The organism is Micromonospora sp. NBC_01739, from assembly GCF_035920385.1.
Taxonomy (GTDB): Bacteria; Actinomycetota; Actinomycetes; order Mycobacteriales; family Micromonosporaceae; genus Micromonospora.
This window is the reverse complement of record NZ_CP109151.1, coordinates 516,119-541,821: the sequence shown is the minus strand read 5'-3', so window position 1 is coordinate 541,821 and position 25,703 is coordinate 516,119. Positions and strand designations below refer to the sequence as shown.

The window sequence follows — 25,703 nt, the reverse complement described above, 5'->3', positions numbered from 1 at the left end:
AGGCGGCGGACCGGTCTGGGTGGGCGAGGCTCAGCGGTCAGCGGCGGAGAGGGCGGCGACTTCCTCCGGGGCCGAATCGGCCTCGGGGGCACCCTGCGCCGCGCTGGCCGCCTCGGCGATGGCCCGCTGACGGCGGGCCCGCCGCACCAGCCGCACCGCCAGCAGCAGGGCGGTGACCCAACCGGCCGCCAGCAGCAGGTAGACCAGCACCGGCAGGGCACCGTCGAACTCGGCGGTACGCATCAGGATGCGGGCGTTGGTCAGCACGATCACGCCGCCGACGGCCGCGCCGAGCATCTGGGCGGGGACGATGCGTACCAGCCAGGCGGCGATCGGTGCGGCGATCAGGCCGCCGATGAGCAGGGCCAGCACGATCGGCAGCAGGAAACCCTCCGTGCCCAGGCCGATGAGGAAGCCGAGGCTGGCCGAGACGGCGACGAGGAACTCGGAGGTGTCCACCGAGCCGATCACCTTGCGGGGTTCCATCCGGCCGCTGACCAGCAGCGCCGGGGTGGCGACCGGCCCCCATCCCCCACCGCCGGTGGCGTCGACGAACCCGGCGACCAGGCCGAGGGGGCCGAGGAAACGCCCCCGCAGTCGGCCCGCGGTCGGGTTGCGGCGCAGCGGCCGGGAGAACCGCACCAGCAGGTACGCGCCGAGGGTGAACAGGATCGCGGCCATCCAGGGGGCGGCGGCCTCGGTGGAGAGTGAGCTGAGGAAGGTGGCGCCCGCGAAGGCACCGACCGCCCCGGGGATGGCGATGCGGATGACCACCCGCCAGTCGACATTGCCGAACCGCCAGTGCGCGGCACCGGCGGCCAGGGTGGTGCCGATCTCGGCCAGGTGCACCGAGGCGGAGGCCGCGGCCGGGGCGATCCCGACCAGGAGCAGCAGGGTCGAGGAGGTCAGCCCGTACGCCATGCCAAGCGCCCCGTCGACCAGTTGGGCGGCGAGCCCGACGAGCGCGATGACCAGCAGCTTGCGCACGGCCGCCCCCAAACTTTTCGGCAACTCCTATCAACTTGGTCGAGAATGCGGCACCGGGGGGCCTTCGGTCAAGCCCTCGATCAGTCAATGACACGACTCCCCCGGCTCTCCCCCTTTCCCCTGAGCAGCGGGGTCAGGTCCAGGCGCGGGGGTCGGAGACCAGGCGGGTGACCGGCTCCGGCAGGGTGCCCTGGGCAACGTCGGCGATGGTGACCAGTTCGAGGATCTGGCGTTCGCTGGCGCGTAGGGCGATCCAGACGTCCTGCAACGCGCGGGCCGCGCCCTGGTAGCCGAGCTGCTCGGGCCGCTGCCCCCGGATGTGTGCCAGCGGTCCGTCGATCACCCGGATCACGTCGGCCAGGGAGATCTCCTCGGCGGGCCGGGCCAGCCAGTAGCCGCCCTCGGGGCCCCGCTGGGCCTGCATGATGCCGCCCCGGCGCAGTTGCAGCAGGATGCTCTCCAGGAACTTCGGCGGGATGTCCTGGGCTCGGGCGATCTGGTCGGCGGTAACCGGGCGGCCCCGACCGACCCCGGGCACCGAGGCCAGTTCGGTAACCGCTCGAAGGGCGTAGTCAACCCGCGCGGAGAGTCGCATGGCGGACACGTTAGTCGGCCCGCCCCGCCACCCGGACGATCACCCCTGCACCGATCGGCTGACCCGGATGGTACGGCCGTCGATCGGGCGGGGATTCGCGCCGCTCAAGGAGAGGCCGTCAGCCGGTCGGGTCAGGCGCCGACGCGGCGCAGCAGACCCTCCTGGACGACGCTGGCGAGGTGCCGCCCGTCGACCGTGAACAGCCTGCCGGTGGCGAGCCCTCGGGCCCCGGAGGCCGAAGGGCTCCAGCAGTCGTAGAGGAACCATTCGTCGGCGCGGAAGGGGCGGTGGAACCACACCGCGTGGTCGAGGCTGGCGCCGGCCACCCCACCGGGGCCCCACACCTCGCCGTGCACCGAGAGCACCGAGTCGAGCAGGGTGAGATCGGAGGCGTACGTGAGGGCGCAGGCGTGCAGCAGGGGATCGTCCGGCAGCTTGCCGTCGATGCGCATCCACACCCGCTGGTGCGGGTCGGCGGGACGGTCGCCGGGGCGTACCCAGCCGGGCTCGCCGACGTAGCGTACGTCGATGGGTCGGGGGATCTGTCCCCAGACGCCCAGCCGTTCCGGGTAGCGGGCCAGCCGGTCGGACATGGTGGGCACCTGCTCGGGCCCGGGTACGTCCGGCGGGACGGGGGCGTGGTGGTCCAGCCCGTCCTCGGGGCGCTGGAAGGACGCCGACATGAAGAAGATCGGCTTGTCGTGTTGCAGGGCCACGGAGCGGCGTACCGAGAAGGAACGGCCGTCCCGGATGTTCTCCACCTCGTAGGTGATCGGCTCGACCGGGTCACCGGGGCGCACGAAGTAGCCGTGCAGCGAGTGGACCACCCGCTCCGGATCGACCGTGCGGCCGGCGGCGACCAGGGCCTGGCCGGCAACCTGGCCGCCGTACACCCGCTGGGGTCCTTCCGGGGGGCTCATCCCCCGGAACGACATGGTGCCGGTCGGCGCCAGGTCGAGGACCTCCAGCAGTTGGTCTACGGCGGCCTGGCCGACGAGTACCTGGTCGTCGCTCACTGCAGGGCCCGCGCCGAGGCGGCGTCGACCAGCGAACCGAGCTGGTGCACCCGCAGGGTGTTGGTCGAGCCGGGGGTGCCGGGCGGGCTGCCCGCCACGATGACCACGTAGTCGCCGGGGTTGCCCCGGTTGAGCCCGAGCAGCGCCTGGTCGACCTGCCGGAACATGTCGTCGGTGTGCTGGACGAACGGCATCAGGAAGGTCTCCACCCCCCAGGAGAGGGCTAGCTGCTGACGCACCTCGGGTACCGGGGTGAAGGCCAGCAGGGGCAGGTCGCAGTGCAGCCGGCTGAGCCGTCGCACGGTGTCACCGGTCTGGGAGAAGGCGACCAGGGCCTTGGCCCCGATGGCCCGGGCGATCGAGGAGGCGGCGACCGTGAGGGCCCCACCGTGGGTACGCGGGTCGTGCTGGAGGCGGGGCACGGCGATCGAGCCGGACTCCGTGGTGCTGACGATCTTGGCCATGGTGCTGACCGTGAGGACCGGGTACTTGCCCACGCTGGTCTCGCCGGAGAGCATCACCGCGTCGGCGCCGTCGAGCACCGCGTTGGCGACGTCGGAGGCCTCAGCCCGGGTGGGCCGCGAGTTCTCGATCATCGAGTCGAGCATCTGGGTGGCCACGATGACCGGCTTGGCGTTCTCCCGGCACAGCTGCACGGCGCGCTTCTGCACCAGCGGCACCTCGTCCAGCGGCAGTTCCACGCCGAGGTCACCCCGGGCGACCATCACCCCGTCGAAGGCGAGCACGATCGCCTCCAGGTGGTCGACCGCCTCCGGCTTCTCCACCTTGGCCAGCACCGGCCGGTGTACGCCGACCTCGCTCATGATGCCGTGACACAGCTTGATGTCGTCGGCGGAGCGGACGAAGGAGAGGGCGACCAGGTCGACCCCGAGGCCGAGGGCGAAGCGCAGGTCCTCGGCGTCCTTGTCGGACATGGCGGGCACGCTGACCGCCACGTTGGGCAGCGAGACGCCCTTGTTGTTGCTGACCGGTCCACCCTCGGTGACCAGGACCCGGATGTCGTTGCCGGTGACGTCGGTGACCTCCACGGCCACCCGACCGTCGTCGATCAGCAGCCGGTCGCCGGGCTTGACCTCCTGCGGCAGCTTCCGGTAGGTGCAGGACACCCGATCCTTGCTGCCCAGCACGTCGTCTCCGGTGATCACCACGGAGTCACCGGTGCGCCACTCGTGCGGGCCGTCGGCGAACCGACCCAGGCGGATCTTCGGCCCTTGCAGGTCGGCCAGGATGGCCACCGGCTTGCCGGTCGCCTGGGAGGCCTCGCGTACCAGGTGGTAGACCGCCTCGTGGTCGGCGTGGCTGCCGTGGCTGAAGTTGAGCCTCGCCACATTCATGCCGGCCTCGACGAGCCCACGAATACGCTCGGGGGACGAGGTGGCGGGGCCAAGAGTACAAACGATCTTCGCGCGGCGTGTCACGCCCATCAGGCTAGTCTCTCCTCCAGGTCGGACCAGGGGCCGACCCCTTGCGCAAAGCGGAACAATTGTCCAACGGCGCGCGACGTACGCGCGCTGCCGGCGGGCGGGGACCACACCGGAACGTCGATGGCGGGCAACAGCGACCGCGCGCCGGAATGGTACGCCTCCCAGTCCAGGTTGCGCCCAGCCGCACCGTCCCCACAACCGCTGGTGACCGCACGATCGCCGAAGGTCAGCTATCCGATTCGGCTCAGCTTTCCGCCCTGACCAGCGGAAACTCCAGTGAACCGGCCGGGCAGAGGAAAGTCATCACGTCCACCCGGTAGAGCCCGGCCTGTACCGCCGGGTCGGCTTCCATCACGGTGCGCACGTCGTCGACCGAGCCGGTGCGGGCCAGCCCGAAGCCCAGGGGCGGGTCCGGCTGCCGGGCCTTGCCGTCGACCGCGCCGGAGACCAGGATGATTCCCCGCTGCTGGAGCGCCTGCATGTGCTCGGCGTGCTCGGCCTGCAACCGCTGGATGGTCTCGGCGGGCAGGGCCCGTCCGGCCGGGCCGGGATACAGCACGATGCACTCGTACGTGTCGAGCGCGAAGTCCAGATGCGGCTCTGCGGTCATGACGCCCCCTTCCGCGGCCCGTCTGCCCGTTTCGCGGCCCACCTGCGCCCGACGGCGGCACACACGCCGGTACCTCAGCCTGCCACGAAGCAGCAGGCCGTACCGGCCGCTCAGCCGATCCCGGTCCGGTGCTCCCGTGACCCGGGCGGGGTGCGGCGATGACGGCTAGATTTGCCGACGACGACGATCTAGAGGATGGGACTGACGCATGGCTGGCAGCGCTGACACTCGACCCGCCAAGGCTTCCGGCACCTACCGGATCGGTGGCGACCTGACCGTCGACCGGCTCGGCTACGGGGCCATGCAGATCACCGGCCCGGGGGTCTGGGGCGACCCGAAGGACCCGGCCGAGGCGGTACGGGTGCTGCGTCGGGCGTACGAGCTGGGGGTGACCTTCATCGACACCGCCGACTCGTACGGGCCGTTCGTCTCCGAGTTGCTGATCAAAAAGGCACTGCACCCGTACGCCGATGATCTGGTCATCGCGACGAAGGCCGGGCTGTCCCGCAGCGGCCCCAGCGACTGGCGTCCCCTGGGGCGGCCGGAGTACCTGCGGCAGCAGTGTGAACTGAGCCTGCGCCACCTCGGCCTGGAGAGCATCGGGCTCTACCAGTTGCACCGGATCGACCCCAAGGTGCCGCTGGCCGACCAGCTCGGGGAGCTGGTGCTGCTCAAGGAGGAGGGCAAGATCCGGCACATCGGGCTCTCCGAGGTGACCGTCGAGCAGATCGAGGCGGCCCGCGAGATCGCCCCGATCGCCTCCGTGCAGAACCTCTACAACCTGGTCAACCGCAAGGCCGAGGAAGTCCTGACCTACTGCGAGGGCAACGACATCGCCTTCATCCCGTGGTACCCGATCGCCACCGGCGAACTGGCCCGCCCCGGCGGCCCGCTGGACGCGATCTCCACCGAGCACGGCGCCACCCCCGCCCAGCTAGCCCTGGCCTGGCTGCTGCGCCGCTCCCCCGTCATGCTCCCCATCCCCGGCACCTCCTCGGTGGCCCACCTGGAGGAGAACGTAGCCGCCGCCCAGGTCACCCTGTCCGACACCGAGTACGAAACCCTCTCCACCGCAACCTCCTGACCCCAGCCCTCCGCACCCCGCGCCCCTGCTCTTACGCGATCTTGCACTTTTGGTCGCCTCAATGCGGCTTCTGTCCAGTTATGCCCCGACAAAAAGTGCATGATCGACGGGGCGAGGGGTGCGGGGCGAGGGTGGGGGTGTGTCCGATCGACCGCGCAATGATGATCCCGTCATGATCCATAAACGTCGATGAAAAGTTACGCCCGGGTAGACCCAGCTTCACCAGGCATCCGAGCCATCGACGGTCCACATACGACAAACGCCGCCCGTACCCACCGGGGTACGGGCGGCGCACGGTCGCGGCAGGCTCAGCTGGCGGTGGTGGTCACCTCCGGCTCGGGGTCGGGCCGCGCCGGGCTGTTCTTGACGTACGTCGGGTGCAACTGCACCGGCTTCGCCTCCTGCTCGCGGCGCTGGCGTGCCCGCACCCGCAGGTTGAGGAACTCCACGAAGATGGAGAAGGCGATCGGCCCGTACACGTAGCCCTTCGGGATGTGCTGGTCGAAGCTCTCCGCGATCAGGCTGGCACCGATGATCAGCAGGAAGGACAGGGCCAGCATCTTCACCGTCGGGTGCTGGTTGACGAAGTTGCTGACCGCAGCGGCGGAGACCAGCATGATGATCATCGCGATCACCACGGCGGCGATCATGATGGCCAGCTCGTCGACCATGCCGACCGCGGTGATCACCGAGTCCAGCGAGAAGACCACGTCCAGCACCAGGATCTGGGCGATCACCGAGCCGAAGGACACCACCTTCTTGTTCGACCGGCCGTGGTCGGAGCCCTCCAGGTGCTCGTGAATCTCGTACGTCGCCTTGCCCACCAGGAACAAACCGCCTAGCAGCAATATCAGATCCCGCCCGGAGATCTCCTGCCCGAACACGGTGAACAGCGGCGAGGTCAACCCGATGATCCAGGACAGCGAGCCCAGCAGCAGCAGCCGGGTGATCAGGGCCAGCGAGATGCCGATCGTACGGGCCCGGGCCTGCTGATGTTCGGGTAGCCGGCCGGACAGGATCGAGATGAACACGACGTTGTCGATGCCCAGCACGATCTCCAGCAGGAGCAGGGTCGCGAAGGCGATCCACAGCTCGGGACTGGTCAAGAATTCCATTCCATCCTCGACTCTCAGGACGCCGCCGGGCGGGGCACCCGGAACCATCGGCGATCTGCGCAAGCATGGCGTACCGCGTCACCTTCCGCACCGCAACCCCGCCCCAGCGGCGACCGCCGGACGCCCGACGTGGCGACGATCCGCCGGGAACCGGCGGAGGAATGGGCGCCGAGCGGTTCGCCGATACGAATGTCGAATGATTGTCCAGATCCGCATGGCACACCTTCTACAATCGTCGGATCTGACATGCGTGGAGCCCTATTGAAATCGGGGCCGGAGCGACTTCCGGAGGTGGCACCGTAGACAGTTCATCGATGACTGGCAGCAGTTCTCGGCGACATTTGAGGAAAGCTTGAGATTGGCCTTGGCCACCCCACTGCCGATCAAAGTCAACCCATTGCTAGCTGCCCGCACCTGTGCTTAGGTGGCGAACTAGATCCACCCGATCACTGTGGAGGGCTTTCCATGCGTCAAGCTGTGCCGTCAGCGTCACCTAGTCGGGTAAAGCGTCACATCGCAGTGGCCGCCGCGCTGCTCATCGGCCTTCCCGGAATGGCGGTGTCAATTACCGCCCCGGCCGCCGCCCAACCGCTCGAATCGCACTGCGGAAACGAGACCGGAAACAAGTCGGTCCAGGGCTTCATCAGCCACGAGGAACTGCGCCGCAGTCTCCAGCAGATCGAACACACCAGCAACGGCAACGTCCAGGTCGACGTCGCCGGCTACACGAACCAGGGCCGCGAGATCTGGTCCGCTCGGGTGGGCGAGGGCGACACCGTCGTCATGGTCCAGAGCCAGATCCACGGCAACGAGATGCACGGCACTCCCGCCCTGCTCAACGCCCTGCGTACCCTCGGCAACAACTCGAAGCGGTCCGAGGAGATCCGCAAGGCGGTCACCATCGTCGCAGTGCCGAAGCTCAACGCGGACGGCGGCGAACTGGTCACCCGGCAGAACGCCCGGCCCTGGAGCGACGTCGTCGCCGACTTCCCGCAGCTCGCCGGTGCGCGGACCGCGTGGAACTACAACAGCCGACTCGGCGGCTTCGACGTGAACCGGGACTTCAACCCCAACCTGGACTACGTCCCGCAGCCGGGTGACTTCCCGGGCAACAGCGCCTCCACCGGCTGGTACATCACCCCGGAAGCGCAGACCTCCCGTGACGTCTACCGCGCGCTGGAGCAGGAGTTCGGCACGGTCGACGTCTTCGTCGACCTGCACAACCAGGCCGCCTGCTACACCGGCGTGGGCATGGACGACTACACCACCCTCTCCATCTCCGGGCGCTTCATCGACAACCCCGCCGCGCACGGCAACTGGCCGAAGTTCGACTACGACGCCGCACGCCGGGTGAACGTCGCGGTCTACGACGCCCTCCAGTCCGGCAACTCGCCGCAGAGCAAGGTGACCCTGTACCCGCAGAACACCAACCTGCCGGGCACCGCCCTGGGTTCGTACGCCCTGCGCGGCAGCGCGAGCATCCTGTTCGAGACCCGTGGGCAGACCCAGTCCTGGGGCCAGAAGCAGCACGGGATGCTGACCAAGCAGATCGAGGACGGCCTCTTCGGAATCTTCGACTCGATCACCGACGGGACGCTGGACACCATCGACCCGGAGCGGTACGAGCTCATCCCCGAGCGGATCAACGCCCCGCGCGACTGATCTGAGTAACACCACCACCGTCGCCCCGGCTCTCCAAGGGCCGGGGCGACACCCGTTCCAGCCGCCGGTAGGCCGAGGGCGCGCGCTCAGGGACGCTCGGGAAAGTGGGCGAGGAAGGCCCGCCAGGCGGCCGGGTTGAAGGTCAGCGCCGGGCCGGTCGGATCCTTCGAATCGCGTACGCCGATCACGCCGGGCAGATTGTCGGCGACCTCGACGCAGGCACCGCCGTTGGTCGAGGAGCGCGACGAGGTACGCCACCGCGCGCCGGTCAGGTCGCCCATGTCTTCGCCGCCTCCTTGAGCACGTCGAGTGTCTGGCCCAACGGGAGGGCTTCGCTCCGCACCGCGTCCCACGCCAAGCCCAGGCTAGCAACCGAATCCGGCTGCCCAACGATCTGCGCTGCCAGTTGGTTGTCCATATAGGCCGCACGATCCCCATCAGGCAGATCGGCCAGGATGAACGCCCCGGCCAACCCCGAATAGATGCCAGCCGACAGCGGCACCACATGCAACTGAATATGCGGCTGCTCGGCGCAGGTGATCAGGTGTTCAAGTTGTTCGGCCATCACGTCCGGGCCACCGCAGGCCCGCCGCAGCACCATCTCGTCCAACACCACGAACAACTGCGGCCTCGGGTCGCGGTCGAGCACCGCCTGTCGCTGCATCCGCGCGTCAACCCGCTGATCAAGGTCGGCAATGGGGGTACGCGCAGCCCGGAAGGTGGCGCGAGCGTACGCCTCGGTCTGGAGCAGGCCCGGCACGAAGGAATGCTCATACCAGCGCAGCGCGGTCGCCTCCCGCTCGATCTGGATCAGTTCGCGCAACCAGACCGGGGAGGCGTCTCCCTTGACCAACTCGTCCCAGAGGGTCGCGAAGTAGCCGCCGGTCTCCAACGCACCGTCCACCGCGGTCAGATAGGGCAGGGTCGGCGGCTTCGTGCCGGTCTCGATGGCGCTCACCTGTGAATCCGAGCAGAACACCCGCTCGCCGAGTTGCGCCTGAGTCAGCCCGGCAGCCCCACGCCGTCGCCGCAACTCACGAAGCAGGTACTCCGAGGGCGAGATTCCCACGACTTCCACTCCCTTCCCCGGCGCTGTGCACCGTTCCGCGCCCATTCGAGCCTGGCCGCTACTTTCCGCGATCGCGTGCTGACTATTCACACCGTATGGGGCGTACGTCCAGGGTGGAAGTAGCACGGCGTGCCTGGTGGAGGTCGATCCCCCCGACCCGGCAGGCACGTACGTGGCGGGGGTCGCTGCCGGATGTCCCCACCGCAGCGACCCCCAACCAGAGCACCGCAGGCGATTCGCGCCCGTGGCAGGAAGTAGCCGTGGCCATCGGCCCGCCACACCGACCAGACGAGGAGGTGCCCGTGACATTGCCCAGGCCCGCGAATGCTGTCCCCGTCTCCCGTTGGAGGAGTCGCCCGGCCACCCCGACCCCCGGTGCGCGGGAGGACGGCACCCCCCGGGTCACACCCGGCGTCTACCTGCTGACCCGCGAGGCGTCACCGCAGTTCGCCAAGCCGATAGCGGTCCGGGTGATCCGCGAACTGACCGACCGGAACAGCTACCACGGCTGGGCATGGATCCAGGCGTACGTACTCGACCGCAACGGCGACGCCGTCCAGCGCCGGGAACTGTTCGTACGCCCGGTCGGGCTTCGACCGGTACCCCCGCCGAGCAGAAGCCGGGCTCGGAGCCGGCGGCGCGGCACGACCGGGGGCGACCGGTGAGGCGGGCGCACCTGCGCGATCACGTCCCATCCCGCCCGACCTGGCGCTGCCAAGCGTGCGGCAGCTCCTGGCCCTGCTCACCCGCCAAGCTGCGCCTGCTCGCCGAGTACCGGGGCAACATGCCAGGGCTGCTCGTCCACCTGGTCACCCTGCGCGAACAAGCCACCGAACAGCTCGCCCACCTGCATCCCGACGCCTACCCGACGAACCTGCACCAACGCTTCACCGACTGGGTGCCGATCCGCACCGAGCCTTAGACGCCCGGCCCAGGTGAACAAGAGCTGGTTGCCGTCGTGGCGCAGTAGGTCGCAGGAGATCCCGGCCAGGGTAGGGCGGAATTGTCTCCCCTGGTCGCTAGGCTTGTGGCAGACGGACGCAGGGCAGGAGATCTCGGAGCTGGGAAGGAGGTGCCGCCAGTGGTCAACGCACACGACGTTGCGGCGGCGGTATTGAGCGAACTCGGCCCGATGACCGCTATGAAGCTGGAAAAGCTCGTCTACTACTGCCAGGGCTGGCACCTGGCGCGCGAGGGGCACCCCTTGTTTCAGGAGCCGATCGAGGCGTGGCGCGAGGGCCCGGTGGTGCCGCTCCTCTACCGCCATCACCGAGGGCAGCGCATCGTGTCCGAGTGGCCACACGGCGAGCCGTCTCACTTGACACCGGCCCAGGCGGCCACGGTCCGTTGGGTGACCGAGAGCTACGGCAAGTTTTCAGCCACCGAACTGTCGACCATGACTCACAACGAGCTTCCTTGGCGCGTCGCCCGCGGCGCCCTTCCCGAGTCCGCTAGTTCGACCGAACAACTCAGCACCGACCTGATGCGGACATACTTCGCCCGGCAGGTGGCAAGCGTCGAGACCGCCGTCACCCTCGCATCCGCGAACGCCGCACTTGAAGGCGTCGAGTTCGACGAGGACTGGCAGGACAAGCTTCGCGATGTCGCCTCCGGCGTCATCGACGCCGACGAGCTGATCGCTCAAGAGATCGCCCGGATCTGCGGTGACCGAGACTGACCCGTACTGCTGGCCAGGCTCAGACTGCCTGAAGAACAAGCTGGGCATCTCCGATATCAAGCAACTGAACGAGGTCGAATCCAGGCTGGCCTCGATCCGTGAGGTGCAAGCCTCCCGGATGATCCTTCCGGGCAACTACGGCTTGGAGCACCTCCAAGACTTTCACCGCCACCTCTTCGCGGCCGTGTACCCGTGGGCCGGAGAAACCAGGACAGTAGACATCAGCAAGCCCGGTGCAAGGTTCTGTCACTGGCGCTTCATCGACGATCAAGTAAGCGCCATCCTCAGTCGACTCCCCGAGGATGGCTTCCTGCTCGGCCTGCGTCCGGACGCGTTCGTCGAAGCCCTCGCGCACTACTACGGTGAGCTGAACGTGTGCCACCCCTTTCGTGAGGGCAACGGACGAACTATCCGCTCGTTCTTGCGGCAACTAGTGCCTTGACCACGAACGTTCACGGTGTCGAGTGGACGGTAGCCTCGGCGCGGTGACGGAGGACGACTTCATGATCAGGCTGAGCCGGGACGAAGCGTTGGTGCTCTCAGACTGGCTTCACCGGATGATGGGCACTGCCGATTTCGACGAGTTGGTCGATCGCGACCAGGCAGTTTGGTCCCCGCTGTATCGCATCTGCGGGACGCTGGAGACCTCGCTGGCGGAGGTGTTCAGGCCGGATTACCCCGTCCGGCTGCAGGAGGCGAGGAAGCGGCTACTGGATGCGCTTGGCGGGGTGGGGCGGGCAACCGGCGATGCGTGACGCTCAGGCGGCACGTGTAGTCGGCTGCCGCCAGCCTCGTTGGCGTTCGCTGCGAATGCGGGCGCGTTCGCGGCGTTGGGCGGCCAGGACGTCGGGATTACGTGCGTTGACGTTTCGCCAGCGCAGGTAGGCCTGCAGTTTGCGGGTCAGGACGGTGTGGTTCGGGTGGTCGGAGCCGGCGATCACGAAGGTCCGCAGCGGGCCGAACTGGGCTTCTATCGGGTTGGCCCAGGACGCATACGTCGGGGTGAAGCACAGTTCGACCTTGTTCTGAGCCGCCCACGCCCGGATCTTGAGGCCCTTGTGCGCGGAGAGGTTGTCGAGGATGACGTAGATCGGCGCTCCGTCCTGACGCGCAGCCCGGATCGATTTGAGCGCGGCCAGGGTGTTCGCAGCGCTCTTGCGACGCCTGACGATGCCCCAGAGTTGGTCGTCCCCGACGCTGTAGCAGCCGTGGAATTGCCGGACGCCGTGCAGCTTGTGGTAGTTCGCCGGCAGCCGCTGCGGATGCCCGGACGGCGCCCACCCGGCACCGGCCTGCGGACGGATGACCAGTGGCCCGAACTCGTCGAAGGCGAACACCCGCTGCGGGAAATGCGCGGTGACGTACTCGATGCGGGCCAGCTTGGCATCCCGGTCGGGGTCGGTGGACTCCTTCCACGTCTTCGTCCGCTGAAAGGTGATCTTGTGCTGGTGCAGGATCTGCCGCAGACGTTCCCGCCCGATCCGAACTCGGCGAGTGGCATGGGCGGTGAGGTAGTCGGCGAGCTTGCGCACGCTCCACCGGGTGAACGGCCGCCCCAGTGCTTCGGGGCGGGCGTTGGCCGTCTCGACGATGAACGCTTCGTCATCGTCACTGATCAGGCGGGGACGGCCACCCGCCCACTGAGGGTCCAGGCTGGCCATGCCCATCTCGTTGAACCGGTGGATGACCTGCCTGATCGTGTCCTCGTCCGCCTGCACCAGCCGGGCGATCGCCGGCACCGTGTTCCCACCGGCCGAAGCAAGCACGACCATGGCCCGCCGTAATCGGACCGGCGAGCCGGTACCACGACGGGTGATCCTCAGCAGCTGCTGACCCTCCTGGTCACTGAGCCGCCGGACGCGCACGGGTTCTGCCACCGCCACAGCCTGAAGCCCGCGACGCCGCCCGTCAGCCAAGCCGGACGGCGTGTCATCCAACACCGCGAACCTTCGTGGTCAGAGCACTAGCGGCGGCAGCCGGCTACCTGCTCGACTGGTCCGAACTGAACGCGGAAGCAAACATCGGCGCCTGCCAGCAGCACCTCATCACAGCCGACCTCGGCCCGCTGATCACGGTGCTGCGCCCTGTCGTGCGACGGCTGACCTGAAAGCTGCTCAGCAGCGGACCCACGACGGTCCTTCAACTGGACACGGAACAACCAGGATCAACTCCTCGTCTCCCACAACGCCTGCCGATGCTCAGGTCAGGGCCGTGCGGTGCGGTGGGTGAGGAAGGCCCGCCAGGCGGCCGAGGTGAAGGTCAGCGCCGGGCCGGCCGGATCCTTTGAATCGCGTACGCCAACCACACCGGGCAGGTTGTCCGCGACCTCGACGCAGTCGCCGCCGTTGGAGCTGCTCCGGGTGCTCTTGCGCCAGATGGCGCCGGTCAGGTCAGCCATGATCGTGCCTCTAGGAAGTCGAGAGTCTGCCGGCGCGGAAGTGCCACCGAGCGCAGCGTATCCCAGATCGACCAAAGCCCGGTGGTCTCGTTTGTCAGCCGCCCGGCCGCCTGATCATCGAGGTACGCGACATCGCCGTCTTCGGTGGTCGCTATGACGAATGGCCCCGCCTGCCCGGCGTGCAGGCCAGCGTCCAAGGGGAGTACGTGCAGCAGGATGTTGGGCCGCTGGGCCATGTTGACCAGGTGGTCAAGCTGCGGACGCATGATCTCCGGGCTGCCTCGGCGTAGCGCGAACTCGTCAACGACCGCGACGAAGAGAGGCGGCTTACGCCGTTCCAGTACTGCCTTTTGGCGGCGCATACGGGTCTCGACGTAGTCGGCCACCTCGTCTTGCCCGAGCAACCCGCAGCTGAGAACTGCCGACGCGTACGCCGGTGTCTGCAACAAGCCCGGAATGACAGCGACCTGAAAGGACCGCAGCGAGGTCGCCTGAAGCTCCGTCTCCACCCATGGCCGCAGCCACGGCGGTTCACGACGTTTCAAAACGTCCGGCCAAAGGTCCTCCACCTCACGCCGGAGCGCCGCAGCCGCCGCCGCACGGTGACGCGGATGCGGCACACGGCCCGGTGTAATCCAGCGTCCAACCGTCTTCGGGTCCACCCCGACCTGCTCGGCGAGGCTATCGATGGTTTCACCGGCATCGGCCATGGCTGCCCTCAGCGCCTGGTTCATGACCACCTCCGAGAGGGACGTCTATGACGTCTGATGAACCTATATCCACGCGGTGTATCTGTCCACATGCAACCAGTGATCGTGGTTGCGAGGAGGTCGCCTGTGTCTGCACTAAAGCCCGCGAATGCCGTTCCCGCGTCGCGCTGGACGAGTCGCCCGGCCACCCCGGTGCCCGGCCACCGGGAGGACGGCACCCCCCGGGTGACACCCGGCGTCTACCTGCTGACCCGCGAGGCGTCACCGCAGTTCGCCAGGCCGATAGCGGTCCGGGTAATCCGCGAGCTGACCGATCGGAACAGCTACCACGGCTGGGCCTGGATCCAGGTCTACGTACTCGACCGCAACGGCGACGCCACCGAGCGCCGCGAGCTGTTTGTGCGGCCAGTCGGGCTTCTACCCGTACCCCCGCCGAGCAGAAGCCGGGCTCGGAGCCGACGGCGCGGCACGACCGGGGGCGACCGGTGAGACGACCGCACCCGCGCGATCACATCCCCTCCCGCCCGACCTGGCGCTGCCAAGCCTGCGGCAGCTCCTGGCCCTGCTCACCGGCGAAGCTACGCCTGCTCGCCGAGTACCGGGGCAACATGCCAGGGCTGCTGGTCCACCTGGTGACCCTGCGCGAACAGGCCACCGAACAACTAGCCGACCTGCACCCGAACGCCTACCCGACGAACCTGCACCAGCGCTTCACCGACTGGGTGCCGATCCACCCCTCCTGAGGACCCCCGTCCCGGGTGGCGGCAATTCCCCCTGCCGCGCCCGGGGCGGGTCACTCATCCGCGGCTGGCGGCTCTGTCGAGGTCTGTGCGGATTCCGCGCGGGAGGACAGGGCCTCGGCGATGGCGGCGAATTCGCGCAGGGCGGCCTGGAGGTCTTCGACGATCTCCTGAGCGATCACCTCGGGCGGCAGCAGGGCGTCGACGTCCTCCAGCGAAGCGTCACGCAGCCAGGTGATGTCCAGGTTCACCTTGTCCCGGGCGATCAACTCGTCGTAGCTGAACGCCTTGAACCGCTCGGACTCCACCCGCTCCGAGCGGTCCTTGCCGGGCAGATAGCAGTCCACGAAATCCTGGAGGTGTTCGCGGCGCAGCGGATTCTGCTTGAGGGTGAAGTGCTGGTTGGTACGGAAGTCGTACACCCAGAGCTTTTGGGTCCATGGCTGCTCGCGAGCCCGCTTGCGCTCGAAGAACAACACGTTGGCCTTGACCCCACCGGCATAGAAGATGCCGGTGGGCAGGCGCAGCAGAGTGTGCAGGTCGTACTGCTTGAGCAGTCGACGACGGATGGTCTCCCCCGCGCCGCCCTCGAAAAGCACGTTGTCCGGCAGGACCACGGCCGCCCGGCCGTCGATCTCCAGCAGCGCGGCGATGTGTTGTACGAAGTTGAGCTGCTTGTTGGCCGTCGCCGCCCAGAAATCGGTGCGTTCGATCTCCCGCTCCTCGCGGGACGCCTTGCCGGTCTCGGTCACCGACCGGATCGTGGAGCTGCGGCCGAACGGCGGGTTGGCCAGCACCAGGGTGTGCCGGCGGGCTGGCGGCTTACCCAGCGCGTCACCGATGGTGATCAGCGACTCCCCACCTGGGGTGCCGATGCCGTGCAGCAACATGTTCATGGCGGCCAGCCGCGCCGTACCCTCGACCAGCTCAGTACCGGTGATCGCGCCAGCCGCGAGGCTGCGGCGCTGGTCCGGGGTGAGGCTTGCGCCGTGGTGCCGCTGGACGTACTCGAAGGCGGCGAGCAGGAAACCACCGGTGCCGCAGGCCGGATCGGTGATCGTGTCGTCCGGGGTTGGCATCATGCAGTCCACCATCGCGGCCGTCAGCGCCCGAGGGGTGAAGTACTGTCCCGCCCCCGACTTGGTGTCCTCCGCGCCCCGGGCAAGCAACTCCTCGTACGCATCGCCCTTGACGTCGACACCGGTCCCGGACCAGTTTTCCTTGTCGATCAGGTCGACGATCAGCCGCTTGAGCTTCGCCGGATCCTGGATCTTGTTCTGCGCCTTGCGGAAGATCGTGCCGAGGGTGCCGCCTTCCTTGGCCAGCCCGGTCAGGATGTGCCGGTACTGCACCTCCAGCGCGTCACCCTCGGCATCCAGCAACGTCTGCCAGCTCAGCTCGGCTGGCACGATCTGCTCCGGCCGCATCGGCCGCTTCGCTCGCTCATCGGCCATCTTCAGGAACAGCAGGAAGGTCAACTGCTCCACATAATCGATGGTCGACACACCATCGTCGCGCAGCACATCACAGTAGTTCCAGAGCTTCTGCACCAGCCGGCGCGAATCCACAGTGCTCACAGCGGCAGTGCCTCCTGCTGGTAGTCATCGCCGGTCACCCTGGTCGGCGGTGCCGGCAAGTCTTTCTTCGTACGCCGAGAGCGCGCCTTCTGCCTCGGCAACGCCGCCTCGCGCTCAGCCCGAATCCGCGCCAACAACTCCGACGCCGGCTCATCATTCGGATCTTGGGGAATGAGCCGCCCCGCGAACGCCTCCGCCAACAACGACGCGCGCAGATGAGCTGCCTTCTGCCGGGCAGTCGCCACTGCCTTCTCCATGCCATCCAACATTGAAAGGTATGTCTCGGCCATCACCACCAGCCCTTCCTGCTCATCGCGAGGAGGAACAGGGACGGGGAACTGCCGCATTTTGCCGAGGCTGATGGAGGCTAGATTTACGCTTTGGAGGCCGTTGACCTCGAACCAGCGCCGCCCGAATCCGTTCGCGTGCCACGCCAACAACTTCGGGTGCAGCGCCTCATCTCTGACTCGGGCCCGGAAGACGTGGTTCTGGTGGATGCAATCGGGTATCTGCCCGTTCCACACCCAGCCTCGGCCCAACTTGTCCCGATCCCCACCCTCGTTGAGCAGCACGTCACCGGGGACTAACCGCAACTGTTCGACCTTCCTCGGAGGCACCCGAATCCGTGTCACCTCAGCAAGGTCGAGACGTCCCCGCTGCACGTTCGCAACCCGCAGATAAGGAACTTCCACAAAATCGGGATCCGACTGCCGCTTGGCGTCCTTGGTCACACCACCGACAACGTCGGCAATCTCCCCCAGCCGCTTCCACTGCCACGTGCTCGGAATTTTTGGCAAATCACCATCGATCACACTAGCTGGCTCGGGTGAATGCGCAACGCTCGTTAATGATTGATCCGTCAAACCTCCCACGCCCGCCAAGTACATGACTTTGTCCCGAAATCGATCAACGCGTCGAGCAACTTTGTCTACCTCAGCCATGCCTGCTTTCAAGATAGATAAGAAATCATCGAGAATGGCAGCAATGCGCTGTTGCTCAGCAAGCGGCGGAAGCGGAAGCGTAACAGACTTGAGGCTCGCTCCCGAGATGCCGGCCTGGCCTGCTGTCGTCCGCGCCAAGGCTCGCACATGAGACCTGACATAAGTTGATTGAAATAGGTACGCGACAACTTCGGGAACGGCAGCTTCGGGGTTCACTCGGACGCGGATAAGCTTGTCCGGGTAGGTCAGTGGGCCGACGTTCTGCGGGACGAGTGCACACGCTCCAACGAAGTCGATGTTTCCGTTGTAGCGAGTAAACACGAGGTCGCCAGGGCGAAGCAGAGAATCTGATCCCTCCAGGGATTCTGTGCTCTGTCCCGTGTAGCGAATATCGTCCATTCGAAGGTGGCCGGGCCGCACGGCACTGATGCGCAGGATCGGCACGCCGTCGGGCTCCGCGCCGGGGCGCGAGACGAAGATACCGTTCTTGACGGACTTGGCGATGTCGCCAAGGCGTACTTCCGTCCAGCCTTTTGGCAGGTCGGTCACGCGGAAAGCTCCTGGTTCAGTTCGGTGAGGAGGGGTTCGGCGCGGGGGCCAAAGGTGGTGGCGTAGCCGTCGATGCCGCCGCGTTCGGTGAAGGGTGCGCCGTCGAGGTCGTCCGGGGTGACCTCCACGCTTGTCGCTATCACGTTCTTGATCCTCTCCAGCCACCACACCTGGTCGGCAGTGAAGGTAGCTCCCGCCTGTTCCTGCCGCAGCAGCCACCCTCGGAAGCGTTCCTCGATGACGCTGCGGTAGGGCCGCAGCTCGGTGTCCAGCCCCAGTTCGTACCGGATGAGGCTGACCAGGTCGGTGACGCTGCGGGCGCCGGGGGCCTCGGCGGTGCGGCCGAGCAGGACGTACGCCTTCCAGAGCGATTCAGCCGTCCAGGCTTGCGGCGGTCGGGCGATCCGCCGGGCCAGGTCGGACAGGTCGGCGTACCCGATCCGGCCGCGTCCCTCGTAGAAGACCTGGAGGGCGGTGATCTCCGCGCGGTGGTCTTCCAGGTAGGCGTGCCAGTCCTTGACCATGTTCTGGGCCAGATCCTCGGCTGGCACCCCGCGCGCCGACAGCAGGGTGTCGACGTTCACCTCGTCGATGGTGATGTCGTGGGCTCGCCGGATGGCCAGGATGCGTTCCCGCAGCTCCGGGTTGGCGGCCAGCGGGCGCAGGGCACCGGCCAGCAGGTCGCGTACCGCGCGGGGGCCGGCGGCCTTCGCGGGGTTGAGCTGTTCCGGAGCGATGGCGTCGACCAGTCCCCGGGCGATCGCGGTGATCGGTTGCCCGGCCAGCTCGGCGAGTTCCTCCCGCTCCGCGTCGGTGATCTTCCGGTCGAGCCGGGACAGCCGGGCCGACAGGGTGGCCACCTCGTCCGGGTTGGCGGTCAGGGTGCCTGCCTTGCGGAGCAGGTCACGTAGGGAGATCTGCTTCTCGGAGTGCCGGTGCAGGGGCACCGCCTCGTCCAACTCGGCTTCGGTGACGCCGACCGCGTCCACGATGACGAACCGGTCCTTGACCTGCGCGTCGGGGGTGACGGCCTGGAACTCGGCGGGGTCGATGGTGCGTGCCCCGCGCCCCTTCATCTGCTCGAAGTAGGTGGCGCTGCGCACCGGCCGGAGGAAGAAGACGCACTCCAGAGGGCGGACGTCCGTGCCGGTGGCGATCATGTCGACGGTCACCGCGATGCGCAGCTCCGGACTGTTGCGGAAGGCTTGCAGCAGGGTGTCGGGGTTGGCGCCCTCACGGCGGGAGGTGTAGGTGATCTTCGCGGCGAAGTCGTTGCCGCGCCCGAAGACCTGCCGCACCATCGTGACGATCTCCTCGGCGTGGTTGTCGTCCCGCGCGAAGATCAGCGTCTTGGGCACGGTGTTGCGGCCCGGGAAGATCTCGGTGAACAACCGATCCCGGAAGGTCTCCAACACCAGCCGCAGCTGCCCCTTGGAGATCACCGATCGGCCGACCTGGCTGCCCTCGTACCGGAAATCGTCCTCCAGTTCCTGGTAGCGCTCGGCCCGGGTACGCCGATCACGCAGCGGCACCACCGTCCCGGCGTCGATGGTGTGCCCCGCCTCGGTGATCTGGGTCTTGATCCGGTACACGTCGAAGCCGACATTGACCCCGTCGGCCACCGCCTGCTCATAGGTGTACTGCGAGACCAGGTGCTGCTGGAAGAAGCCCAGGGTCTGGGCTACCGGGGTGGCGGTCAGGCCGACCACGAAGGCGTCGAAGTACTCGATCACCGCCCGCCACCGGCCGTAGATCGAGCGGTGACACTCGTCCACCACGATCAGATCGAAGGTCTCCGGCGGGATGTTCGACTGGTAGCCGACCTCCGCCGGAGCGTCCAGCTCATACTCGTCGTACGCGCGGTCGTCGGCATCCGGGTCGGGCAGGTCCTCACCACGCAGGGCGGCGTAGAGCCGCTGAATCGTGGAGATGACCACGGTCGAGGAGTCGAGCAGACCCGCGCCGGAGAGCCGGTCCACGTTGTACAGCTCGGTGAACTTTCGCCCGTCGCCCGGGGTCTGGTAGCCCGCGTACTCCTGGAGGGTCTGCCGACCCAGGTTGTTGCGGTCGACGAGGAAGAGGATCCGGTTCGCGCGGGCGTGCTTGAGCAGCCGGTGGCTGGCGGTTACCGCGGTGAAGGTCTTGCCCGCGCCGGTGGCCATCTGGATCAGCGACCGGGGATGGTCGCCGGCCAGCGAGCGTTCCAGGCCCACGATCGCCTCGATCTGCGCCGGCCGCAGACCGGAGGGATTCAGCTCCGGCATCTGCCGCAGGCGGGCGCGCAGCGTCGGCGCGGCCGGGTCGTCGTCGGCCTCCCGCATCCACCGGGCCAACGTCTCCGGCCGGTGAAAGGCAAAGACCTCCCGGGTACGCGGATGCGGGTCCAGTCCGTTGACGAAGGCGGTCTGCGTGCCGGTGGCGACATAGCCGAACGGCAGCGGCACGTCTCGCCGCCAGGCGCTCAGTTTCTGCGCGGGGGTCAGCCCGCTCCGGTACCGGTCGAGTTGCGCCTCCACGCCACGCGGGGCGGTGCCTTCGCGCTTCGCCTCGATGACCCCGACCAGTTGCTGATCGACATAGAGCAGGTAGTCGGCCCGACCACTGGCCAGGGTCACCTCCCGAAGGGCAACGCCGCGTCCCGCCTCCAGGTTGGCGTCTTCCTCGTCCTGGACCTGCCAGCCGGCCGCGTGGAGCTGCCGGTCGATCTCGACCCGGGTCTCTGCCTCGTTGAGGGGTCTGCGGGAGGCACGCCGGGCACGAGCGATGAACTCCTCCCGGCGGGCCGCCGACACCTTGCCGGTCCGGCTGGTGTCCCGGCGCTGTTGTTCGGCACGGGCCGCCGGCTCCAGGCGGGTGACCAGCTCGGCGGCCTCCTCGCGGGCGGCGGCGGCATTCCGGACCGCCTGGTCGGCGGCCCGCTCGGCTTCTGCCTGCGCCCGCTCGACGGACTGCGCCCCGGTGAGCAGCAGCTTCGCCTCGGCCAACTCCCGGCGGTAGCGGTCCAGCTCGTCTTGGAGGGCGTCGGCGACGCTGCGCGGAACCTGCTGCTGTGGTGGCGTGGGCGGCACGAAGCCGATGGGCGAACGGTCACCGGACACCGCCCGGTGAAACCACAGGCCCAGCTCGAAGCAGGTACGCAGCATCTCCAGTGCGGCACGCACCTCGGCCAGGTGGTCGTGCACCGCCTTGTTGCCCTGATCCCGCAGGCTGTGGAAGGCCCGGTGGATCTCCCGGGTCAGGGTCCCGTCCGCGTGCAGCGCCTCCACCCGGTGGTAGAAGTCGCTGCGGGGGTGCTGCCCGGTGCGCCGCAGCAGTTCCTTGGCCAACTCGTCGCCGAAGGCGCGGATCTTGAACATCGCGGCCTGCGCGTCGACATAAACCAGCAGCTCAGCGCCCGCCCCATACCAGACCAGCAGCGGATGATCCTTCAGCAGGAAACCGAAGTTGGCCGACCGTTCCGCCAAACGCCGTAATTGTCGCGGATTCACGTTCCCCCACGTCCACAGTTGCCGATGAACACGCCAGGATACGTACGAGGAATGGCGTTTGACCCACCTTGTCGCCGACCCGACACGCGCTGGCCCCGGTGGCGCCGCCCATCGATGCGGTGCCGTCCCGCGACAGCGGGCGGACGTGTGGATCACGCCGTACGATGCTGCTCCGTAGCTTTTGGACGAGGAGGATCATGTCCACGGCACCGCAGACCTCAACGCTCCGGCTGTTCGCCGTCGACGCGGGCATGCTCGTCGCCACCATGCTCGCCTTCGGCGGCTATCTGATGCCCTGGTTTCGTCGGAGCGAGCGCGCCCTGTGGTCCTTCTCCGGCTGGGAGTACGCCTCGCTCGGCGATGGGGGCGGCTGGACTCTGCTCACCTTCGGTTGGCTGCTGCTGGCTGCCGGGGCGGCACTGTGGGCAGGACGGAGCGTGGTGGCGGCGATGACCGGAGTGGTCGCCGCCATCGGCACCCTGGTCACCGCTCTGGCGGTGGTGGCGGCGAGCTTCGCCATGTTGGGCGAGCAGAGCAGCCTGGATTCGGTGGCGGAGCGACCGTTCGGTGCCGGGCTGCCGATCATGGCGGTTGGTATCGGACTGCTCCTGGCCACCTCCTGCCGGGCGATCGTCCGATGCCATCTGCTTCAGGTCGCCGAGGACCAGCACGAACCGCCTCAGCCGCCGTCTGCGTAGCTCAACACCTAGCGGCATAGCGAATTTGCTCCAGCGCGAATTGCTGGTGTGGAAATCGCAGATCCGAAGCTTCCCAGCCCCGCTTCCGGGTGACGCTAAATAAGCATTATCGCGACTACGCCAGGTTTGCGAGCTAGCACACAATTCATCCGGACATCGAACCCGCACGAGATGAATGAGCTAATTTGAATAATTGACGGTTACAGATGAATTTCGTTATTCTTGCGCGGCAGATGGCGCTCTGCGTGTTCGACGGGGCCCCACACTCAGCGTCAGCATGGAGGAATCACCATGGACGATGCCCGCAAGACCTGGCGACGACGTTCCACGAAATCATCGGCGGTCGCCATTGCGGCTGCCCTACTCGTCTCGGTGGCCGCGTCACCGGTGGCTGCGGCCGAGGGCAGCATTCTCGGCATCGACAATCCGAATGCCATTCCGGACAGTTACCTCGTGGTACTCAAGGACGACTCGGCCGTCAACGCCCAAACGCTGACCCGTGAGCTGACCACCAGGTACGACGTCAAGGTGGCGCACACCTACTCGCATGCGTTGAACGGATTCGCGGGCACGATGAGCCACGCCACTGCTCGCCGGCTCGCTGCCCAGCCGGGAGTGGCGTACGTCGAGCAGGACATCGAGGTCCGACTCACGAGTACGCAGGTGAACCCGCCGTCGTGGGGGCTCGACCGGATCGATCAGCGGCACCTGCCGCTCGACAACACGTACACGTACCCGGACGCGACGAACAGGGTGCGGGCGTATGTGATCGACACCGGGATCCGGACGACACATGCCGATTTCGGTGGCCGGGCGGTCTGGGGCATCAACACCACCGGGGACGGGATCAACACCGACTGCAACGGCCACGGTACGCATGTCGCGGGCACCCTCGGTGGCAGGGCATTCGGGGTTGCCAAGAGCGTGTCACTGGTCGCGGTCAAGGTCCTCGGCTGCGGCGGAGTGGGTACCACGGCGGCGGTCATCGCCGGGGTCGAATGGGTGACCGCTCAACACGTGACCAAGGGGACGGCGGTGGCGAACATGAGTCTCGGCGCCAAAGGCAGCCACGTCACCCTGGAGAACGCGATCCGGGGTTCCATCCTGAAAGGCGTGCTCTACACGATCTCCTCGGGTAACAACAACTCCGACGCCTGCGAATACACCCCGGCCAAGGTCCTTGAGGCGATCACGGTGAACGCCAGCACCATCGGCGACTCCCGGGCACTGTTCTCCAACTGGGGCCGCTGCACCGACATCTTCGCCCCCGGCCAGGAAATCCGTTCCGCCTGGTACACCAGCGACAACAGCTCCTACATTGCCAGCGGCACCTCGATGGCCGCCCCGCACGTCGCCGGTGCCGCCGCCCTGATCCTCGGCGTCACCCCCGGCCTGACGCCTCAGCAGGTAGGCAACCTGATCTTGGGCAACGCCACCCAGGACAAGATCCCCAACCCGGAGGGCTCGCCGAACCGGCTGCTCTACGTCGGCCCGACCGGGGTCGTCCCCATTCCGGGTGGTGCTCCGCTGAGCCCGACCGGTTCCTGATCCCCGACTCGCACAGCGGGGCCGCAGCAGAACTGCGGCCCTGCCCGCGTTCTGGTCCGTTCCTAAACAGCCCGCCAGGCAGCACCTCAACCCGCCGGCTGGCGTTGCCTGACGATGCCACCCGCGAAGGCGAACAGGCCCGCCTGGTCGACCCGCTCCGGGTCGACCAGCACGGTCACCCCGACCCCCGGCTCGGCCAGCCAGAACACCTGAGCATCGGTCGCCAGGCCGGGCCCCTCAGGGTGCGGGAACTCGGTCGTCTGGGAATCGTCGTACTCGCGTTCGTGGTAGTCGACGAGGAAGTCGCGCAGCCCGTCGAGGTCGGCCAGCCGCTGCCCGCGCAGCACATGCACCCGCAGGTCCACCCGGTGCCCGTCGGCGGTCTGCCGCTCCCAGACCCGGCTGGTGATCTGCACGTCCTCCCACTCGCTGGCGAAGTCGGAGACCAGACCGCCCAGCCCCTCCGGCACCCCTCCGATGTGGAATCCGTCCAACATCGCGCTCTCGCTCACTGCGCCACCTCCCCTGTCGTCGCGCCCTCGGCGGTCAGTTACCCAGTGCGCGTACCTTCGCGATGGTTTCCTGGACGTGCTGTTTGGCGGGCTCACCACCCTGGGCGGCCTGCGCCAGGGCCTGCCGGTACGAGTCGATCATGTTGATCAGCGGCCCGGCGGCGACCCCCTGAAGGGCTCCCGCGACGAGTTGCCGCGCCTCGGCCGCATCCTGCGCGGCGGCGGCCGTCTTGGCCTTGGCCTCGTCCAGCTTCTGTGCCGCCGCCGCCAGTCTGGCGATCATCTCCGCTGCACTCACACGCCCTCCCTCACGTCCTCCGCCACCCGAGCAACGACCACAAAGGAGCCTACGAGACTCCCGCACCTGAAACAGCAGCGGAGATCTTGGTACGAAAGTGCCCCTGGAGGGGCGCAGGCGAACCAAGATCTCGGCGCATCTTCACCGCAGCGTGCGGATCAGGATCAGGTAGCCGCAGTAGGCGAGCGGTACGGCCAGGAAGCAGAGCAGGAAACCGATCACCGGGTAGCGGGGTGCGGTCGTCGCGCCGACGGCGGGCCGACCCCAGCGGCCGAGCACCAGCCAGCCACCGATCAGTGAGGCGGCGGGCAGGCCGGCACACATCCAGGAGAACAGGGTCCAGCCGCCGACCACCCCGATTCCGGAGGCCAGCACCATCACCAGCATGATCAGCACCGACACGGCCGCGAACCCGAGGTAGACGGCGATCGCCCGGGCCATCGGGGACCAGCTCGGCAGCAGCGCCGGCCGCTGGGCCAGCACCTCGGTCTGCTGGGCGTACCGGTCGGCCTCGTCGGCCCACCGCCGCACCATCTCAAGCTCCGTGGCCGGGTCGACTTCGCCGACCCGCTGGCCGGGCACCCCGGCCGCCGTCGCGCGCACCGCCACCGGCAACGCCCGCTCCGCCTCCCCCACACCCCCCTGGGAGTACGCCCCGACCCCCGGCCGCCCCGGCGCGGCGGCTACGCCGCCGTCCCACCCCGTCCCATTCGCAGGTGGCCCGGAGGACACCGGCGCACCGGGTGGACCGGAGACGGGCGCGGTGCTCGGCTGCGGCCCGACGGGCGGTGGTGAGACGCCGAGCGTGCGGCCCAACTGGTCCAGCCGCTGCCCCTGGGCCGACAGTCGACGGTCCAGGTAGTCGACGGCCGCACCGAGATCCCGCCGCCGGTCGGCCTCGGCGGCGACACCCTGCTCGTCGGCGCGCTGCTGAACGGACAGGTGCCGGACCAGCGCGGCGTACTCGTCGAAGGTGGACACGC

General features: G+C 67.9%; 29 protein-coding genes. 12 read left to right on the top strand and 17 right to left on the bottom strand.

What is annotated here, in order from left to right; translation table 11 throughout:
- Positions 1 to 30: 30 nt before the first annotated feature.
- The 5 genes from OIE53_RS02470 to OIE53_RS02450 form a co-directional block, all read right to left on the bottom strand.
- Positions 31 to 987 carry a sulfite exporter TauE/SafE family protein gene (locus tag OIE53_RS02470; protein WP_327024925.1) on the bottom strand — a complete coding sequence of 319 codons (957 nt, stop codon included), beginning with the start codon at positions 985 to 987 and terminating at the stop codon, positions 31 to 33.
- Positions 988 to 1,120: 133 nt separating this feature from the next.
- Complete coding sequence (locus tag OIE53_RS02465; protein ID WP_327024924.1) at positions 1,121 to 1,582, bottom strand: RrF2 family transcriptional regulator; 462 nt, start codon at positions 1,580 to 1,582, stop codon at positions 1,121 to 1,123.
- 131 nt (positions 1,583 to 1,713) lie between these two features.
- Complete coding sequence (locus OIE53_RS02460) at positions 1,714 to 2,598, bottom strand: acyl-CoA thioesterase (RefSeq protein ID WP_327024923.1); 885 nt, start codon at positions 2,596 to 2,598, stop codon at positions 1,714 to 1,716.
- Positions 2,595 to 4,043, bottom strand: coding sequence for a pyruvate kinase (pyk, locus tag OIE53_RS02455; RefSeq protein ID WP_327024922.1), 1,449 nt, complete (start codon positions 4,041 to 4,043; stop codon positions 2,595 to 2,597). Before pyk ends, OIE53_RS02460 begins: the two co-directional genes overlap by 4 nt.
- 244 nt (positions 4,044 to 4,287) lie before the next feature.
- Complete coding sequence (locus OIE53_RS02450) at positions 4,288 to 4,653, bottom strand: YciI family protein (RefSeq protein ID WP_327024921.1); 366 nt, start codon at positions 4,651 to 4,653, stop codon at positions 4,288 to 4,290.
- A gap of 208 nt (positions 4,654 to 4,861) precedes the next feature.
- On the opposite strand from OIE53_RS02450, the gene OIE53_RS02445 reads away from it, so the two are divergent.
- Entirely contained in the window at positions 4,862 to 5,737 is an 876-nt protein-coding gene (locus OIE53_RS02445) for an aldo/keto reductase (protein ID WP_327024920.1), read from the top strand.
- Positions 5,738 to 6,045: 308 nt separating this feature from the next.
- Here the strand turns inward: OIE53_RS02445 and OIE53_RS02440 are convergent, their stop codons facing one another.
- A complete protein-coding gene (locus OIE53_RS02440; protein WP_327024919.1) occupies positions 6,046 to 6,852 on the bottom strand; it encodes a TerC family protein in 807 nt (268 codons plus the stop codon).
- Between the two features lie 519 nt (positions 6,853 to 7,371).
- Here OIE53_RS02440 and OIE53_RS02435 point away from each other — a divergent pair.
- The gene (locus OIE53_RS02435; protein ID WP_327024918.1) at positions 7,372 to 8,514 is read left to right on the top strand and encodes a M14 family zinc carboxypeptidase; all 1,143 of its coding nucleotides are present in this window, start codon (positions 7,372 to 7,374) and stop codon (positions 8,512 to 8,514) included.
- Positions 8,515 to 8,600: 86 nt separating this feature from the next.
- Here the strand turns inward: OIE53_RS02435 and OIE53_RS02430 are convergent, their stop codons facing one another.
- Both OIE53_RS02430 and OIE53_RS02425 read right to left on the bottom strand, forming a co-directional pair.
- Complete coding sequence (locus OIE53_RS02430) at positions 8,601 to 8,795, bottom strand: DUF397 domain-containing protein (RefSeq protein ID WP_327024917.1); 195 nt, start codon at positions 8,793 to 8,795, stop codon at positions 8,601 to 8,603.
- On the bottom strand, positions 8,783 to 9,628 hold the full coding sequence (locus OIE53_RS02425) for a helix-turn-helix domain-containing protein (protein ID WP_393338288.1): 846 nt from the start codon (positions 9,626 to 9,628) through the stop codon (positions 8,783 to 8,785). Before OIE53_RS02425 ends, OIE53_RS02430 begins: the two co-directional genes overlap by 13 nt.
- Before the next feature lie 257 nt (positions 9,629 to 9,885).
- Here OIE53_RS02425 and OIE53_RS02420 point away from each other — a divergent pair, with 257 nt between their 5' ends.
- The 5 genes from OIE53_RS02420 (at position 9,886) to OIE53_RS02400 (ending at position 12,016) form a co-directional block, all read left to right on the top strand.
- A complete protein-coding gene (locus OIE53_RS02420; protein WP_327024915.1) occupies positions 9,886 to 10,248 on the top strand; it encodes a hypothetical protein in 363 nt (120 codons plus the stop codon).
- The gene (locus tag OIE53_RS02415; RefSeq protein ID WP_327024914.1) at positions 10,245 to 10,505 is read left to right on the top strand and encodes a flavin reductase; all 261 of its coding nucleotides are present in this window, start codon (positions 10,245 to 10,247) and stop codon (positions 10,503 to 10,505) included. The genes OIE53_RS02420 and OIE53_RS02415 overlap by 4 nt, the downstream gene beginning before the upstream one ends.
- 159 nt (positions 10,506 to 10,664) lie before the next feature.
- Positions 10,665 to 11,261 (top strand): type II toxin-antitoxin system antitoxin SocA domain-containing protein, encoded by a 597-nt coding sequence (locus tag OIE53_RS02410; protein ID WP_327024913.1) that lies wholly within the window; start codon positions 10,665 to 10,667, stop codon positions 11,259 to 11,261.
- The gene (locus OIE53_RS02405) at positions 11,248 to 11,703 is read left to right on the top strand and encodes a Fic/DOC family protein (protein ID WP_327024912.1); all 456 of its coding nucleotides are present in this window, start codon (positions 11,248 to 11,250) and stop codon (positions 11,701 to 11,703) included. The genes OIE53_RS02410 and OIE53_RS02405 overlap by 14 nt, the downstream gene beginning before the upstream one ends.
- A 43-nt stretch (positions 11,704 to 11,746) precedes the next feature.
- Positions 11,747 to 12,016: a hypothetical protein gene (locus tag OIE53_RS02400; protein ID WP_327024911.1), complete on the top strand. Its 270-nt coding sequence runs from the start codon at positions 11,747 to 11,749 to the stop codon at positions 12,014 to 12,016.
- A 3-nt stretch (positions 12,017 to 12,019) separates the two neighbouring features.
- On the opposite strand, the gene OIE53_RS02395 is transcribed toward OIE53_RS02400, so the two are convergent.
- The gene (locus OIE53_RS02395) at positions 12,020 to 13,138 is read right to left on the bottom strand and encodes an IS630 family transposase (RefSeq protein ID WP_327024910.1); all 1,119 of its coding nucleotides are present in this window, start codon (positions 13,136 to 13,138) and stop codon (positions 12,020 to 12,022) included.
- 74 nt (positions 13,139 to 13,212) lie between these two features.
- On the opposite strand from OIE53_RS02395, the gene OIE53_RS02390 reads away from it, so the two are divergent.
- Complete coding sequence (locus OIE53_RS02390; protein WP_327024909.1) at positions 13,213 to 13,368, top strand: hypothetical protein; 156 nt, start codon at positions 13,213 to 13,215, stop codon at positions 13,366 to 13,368.
- Between the two features lie 96 nt (positions 13,369 to 13,464).
- Here the strand turns inward: OIE53_RS02390 and OIE53_RS02385 are convergent, their stop codons facing one another.
- Positions 13,465 to 13,659 (bottom strand): DUF397 domain-containing protein, encoded by a 195-nt coding sequence (locus OIE53_RS02385; protein WP_327024908.1) that lies wholly within the window; start codon positions 13,657 to 13,659, stop codon positions 13,465 to 13,467.
- Positions 13,647 to 14,393, bottom strand: coding sequence for a DUF5753 domain-containing protein (locus OIE53_RS02380; RefSeq protein WP_327024907.1), 747 nt, complete (start codon positions 14,391 to 14,393; stop codon positions 13,647 to 13,649). The genes OIE53_RS02385 and OIE53_RS02380 overlap by 13 nt, the downstream gene beginning before the upstream one ends.
- Before the next feature lie 102 nt (positions 14,394 to 14,495).
- On the opposite strand from OIE53_RS02380, the gene OIE53_RS02375 reads away from it, so the two are divergent.
- Entirely contained in the window at positions 14,496 to 14,858 is a 363-nt protein-coding gene (locus OIE53_RS02375; RefSeq protein WP_327024906.1) for a hypothetical protein, read from the top strand.
- Entirely contained in the window at positions 14,855 to 15,112 is a 258-nt protein-coding gene (locus OIE53_RS02370) for a flavin reductase (protein ID WP_327024905.1), read from the top strand. Before OIE53_RS02375 ends, OIE53_RS02370 begins: the two co-directional genes overlap by 4 nt.
- Before the next feature lie 50 nt (positions 15,113 to 15,162).
- On the opposite strand, the gene OIE53_RS02365 is transcribed toward OIE53_RS02370, so the two are convergent.
- The 3 genes from OIE53_RS02365 to OIE53_RS02355 are packed head-to-tail and all read right to left on the bottom strand — an operon-like array spanning position 15,163 to position 21,640.
- On the bottom strand, positions 15,163 to 16,686 hold the full coding sequence (locus OIE53_RS02365) for a type I restriction-modification system subunit M (protein ID WP_327024904.1): 1,524 nt from the start codon (positions 16,684 to 16,686) through the stop codon (positions 15,163 to 15,165).
- Positions 16,683 to 18,176 carry a restriction endonuclease subunit S gene (locus OIE53_RS02360; RefSeq protein ID WP_327024903.1) on the bottom strand — a complete coding sequence of 498 codons (1,494 nt, stop codon included), beginning with the start codon at positions 18,174 to 18,176 and terminating at the stop codon, positions 16,683 to 16,685. Before OIE53_RS02360 ends, OIE53_RS02365 begins: the two co-directional genes overlap by 4 nt.
- Positions 18,173 to 21,640, bottom strand: a complete 3,468-nt coding sequence (locus OIE53_RS02355) for a DEAD/DEAH box helicase family protein (RefSeq protein ID WP_327024902.1) — start codon at positions 21,638 to 21,640, stop codon at positions 18,173 to 18,175. Before OIE53_RS02355 ends, OIE53_RS02360 begins: the two co-directional genes overlap by 4 nt.
- A gap of 221 nt (positions 21,641 to 21,861) precedes the next feature.
- Between OIE53_RS02355 and OIE53_RS02350 the strand changes: the two genes are divergently transcribed.
- Complete coding sequence (locus OIE53_RS02350) at positions 21,862 to 22,362, top strand: hypothetical protein (protein WP_327024901.1); 501 nt, start codon at positions 21,862 to 21,864, stop codon at positions 22,360 to 22,362.
- A gap of 291 nt (positions 22,363 to 22,653) precedes the next feature.
- Positions 22,654 to 23,910 (top strand): S8 family peptidase, encoded by a 1,257-nt coding sequence (locus tag OIE53_RS02345; RefSeq protein ID WP_327024900.1) that lies wholly within the window; start codon positions 22,654 to 22,656, stop codon positions 23,908 to 23,910.
- Between the two features lie 86 nt (positions 23,911 to 23,996).
- Here OIE53_RS02345 and OIE53_RS02340 read toward each other — a convergent pair whose 3' ends face one another.
- The 3 genes from OIE53_RS02340 to OIE53_RS02330 all read right to left on the bottom strand — a co-directional run bounded on the left by OIE53_RS02340 (position 23,997) and on the right by OIE53_RS02330 (position 25,701).
- Positions 23,997 to 24,422, bottom strand: coding sequence for a hypothetical protein (locus tag OIE53_RS02340; protein WP_327024899.1), 426 nt, complete (start codon positions 24,420 to 24,422; stop codon positions 23,997 to 23,999).
- Between the two features lie 34 nt (positions 24,423 to 24,456).
- On the bottom strand, positions 24,457 to 24,720 hold the full coding sequence (locus OIE53_RS02335) for a DUF6244 family protein (RefSeq protein WP_102660593.1): 264 nt from the start codon (positions 24,718 to 24,720) through the stop codon (positions 24,457 to 24,459).
- 141 nt (positions 24,721 to 24,861) lie between these two features.
- A complete protein-coding gene (locus OIE53_RS02330; protein ID WP_327024898.1) occupies positions 24,862 to 25,701 on the bottom strand; it encodes a hypothetical protein in 840 nt (279 codons plus the stop codon).
- Positions 25,702 to 25,703 lie beyond the last annotated feature (2 nt).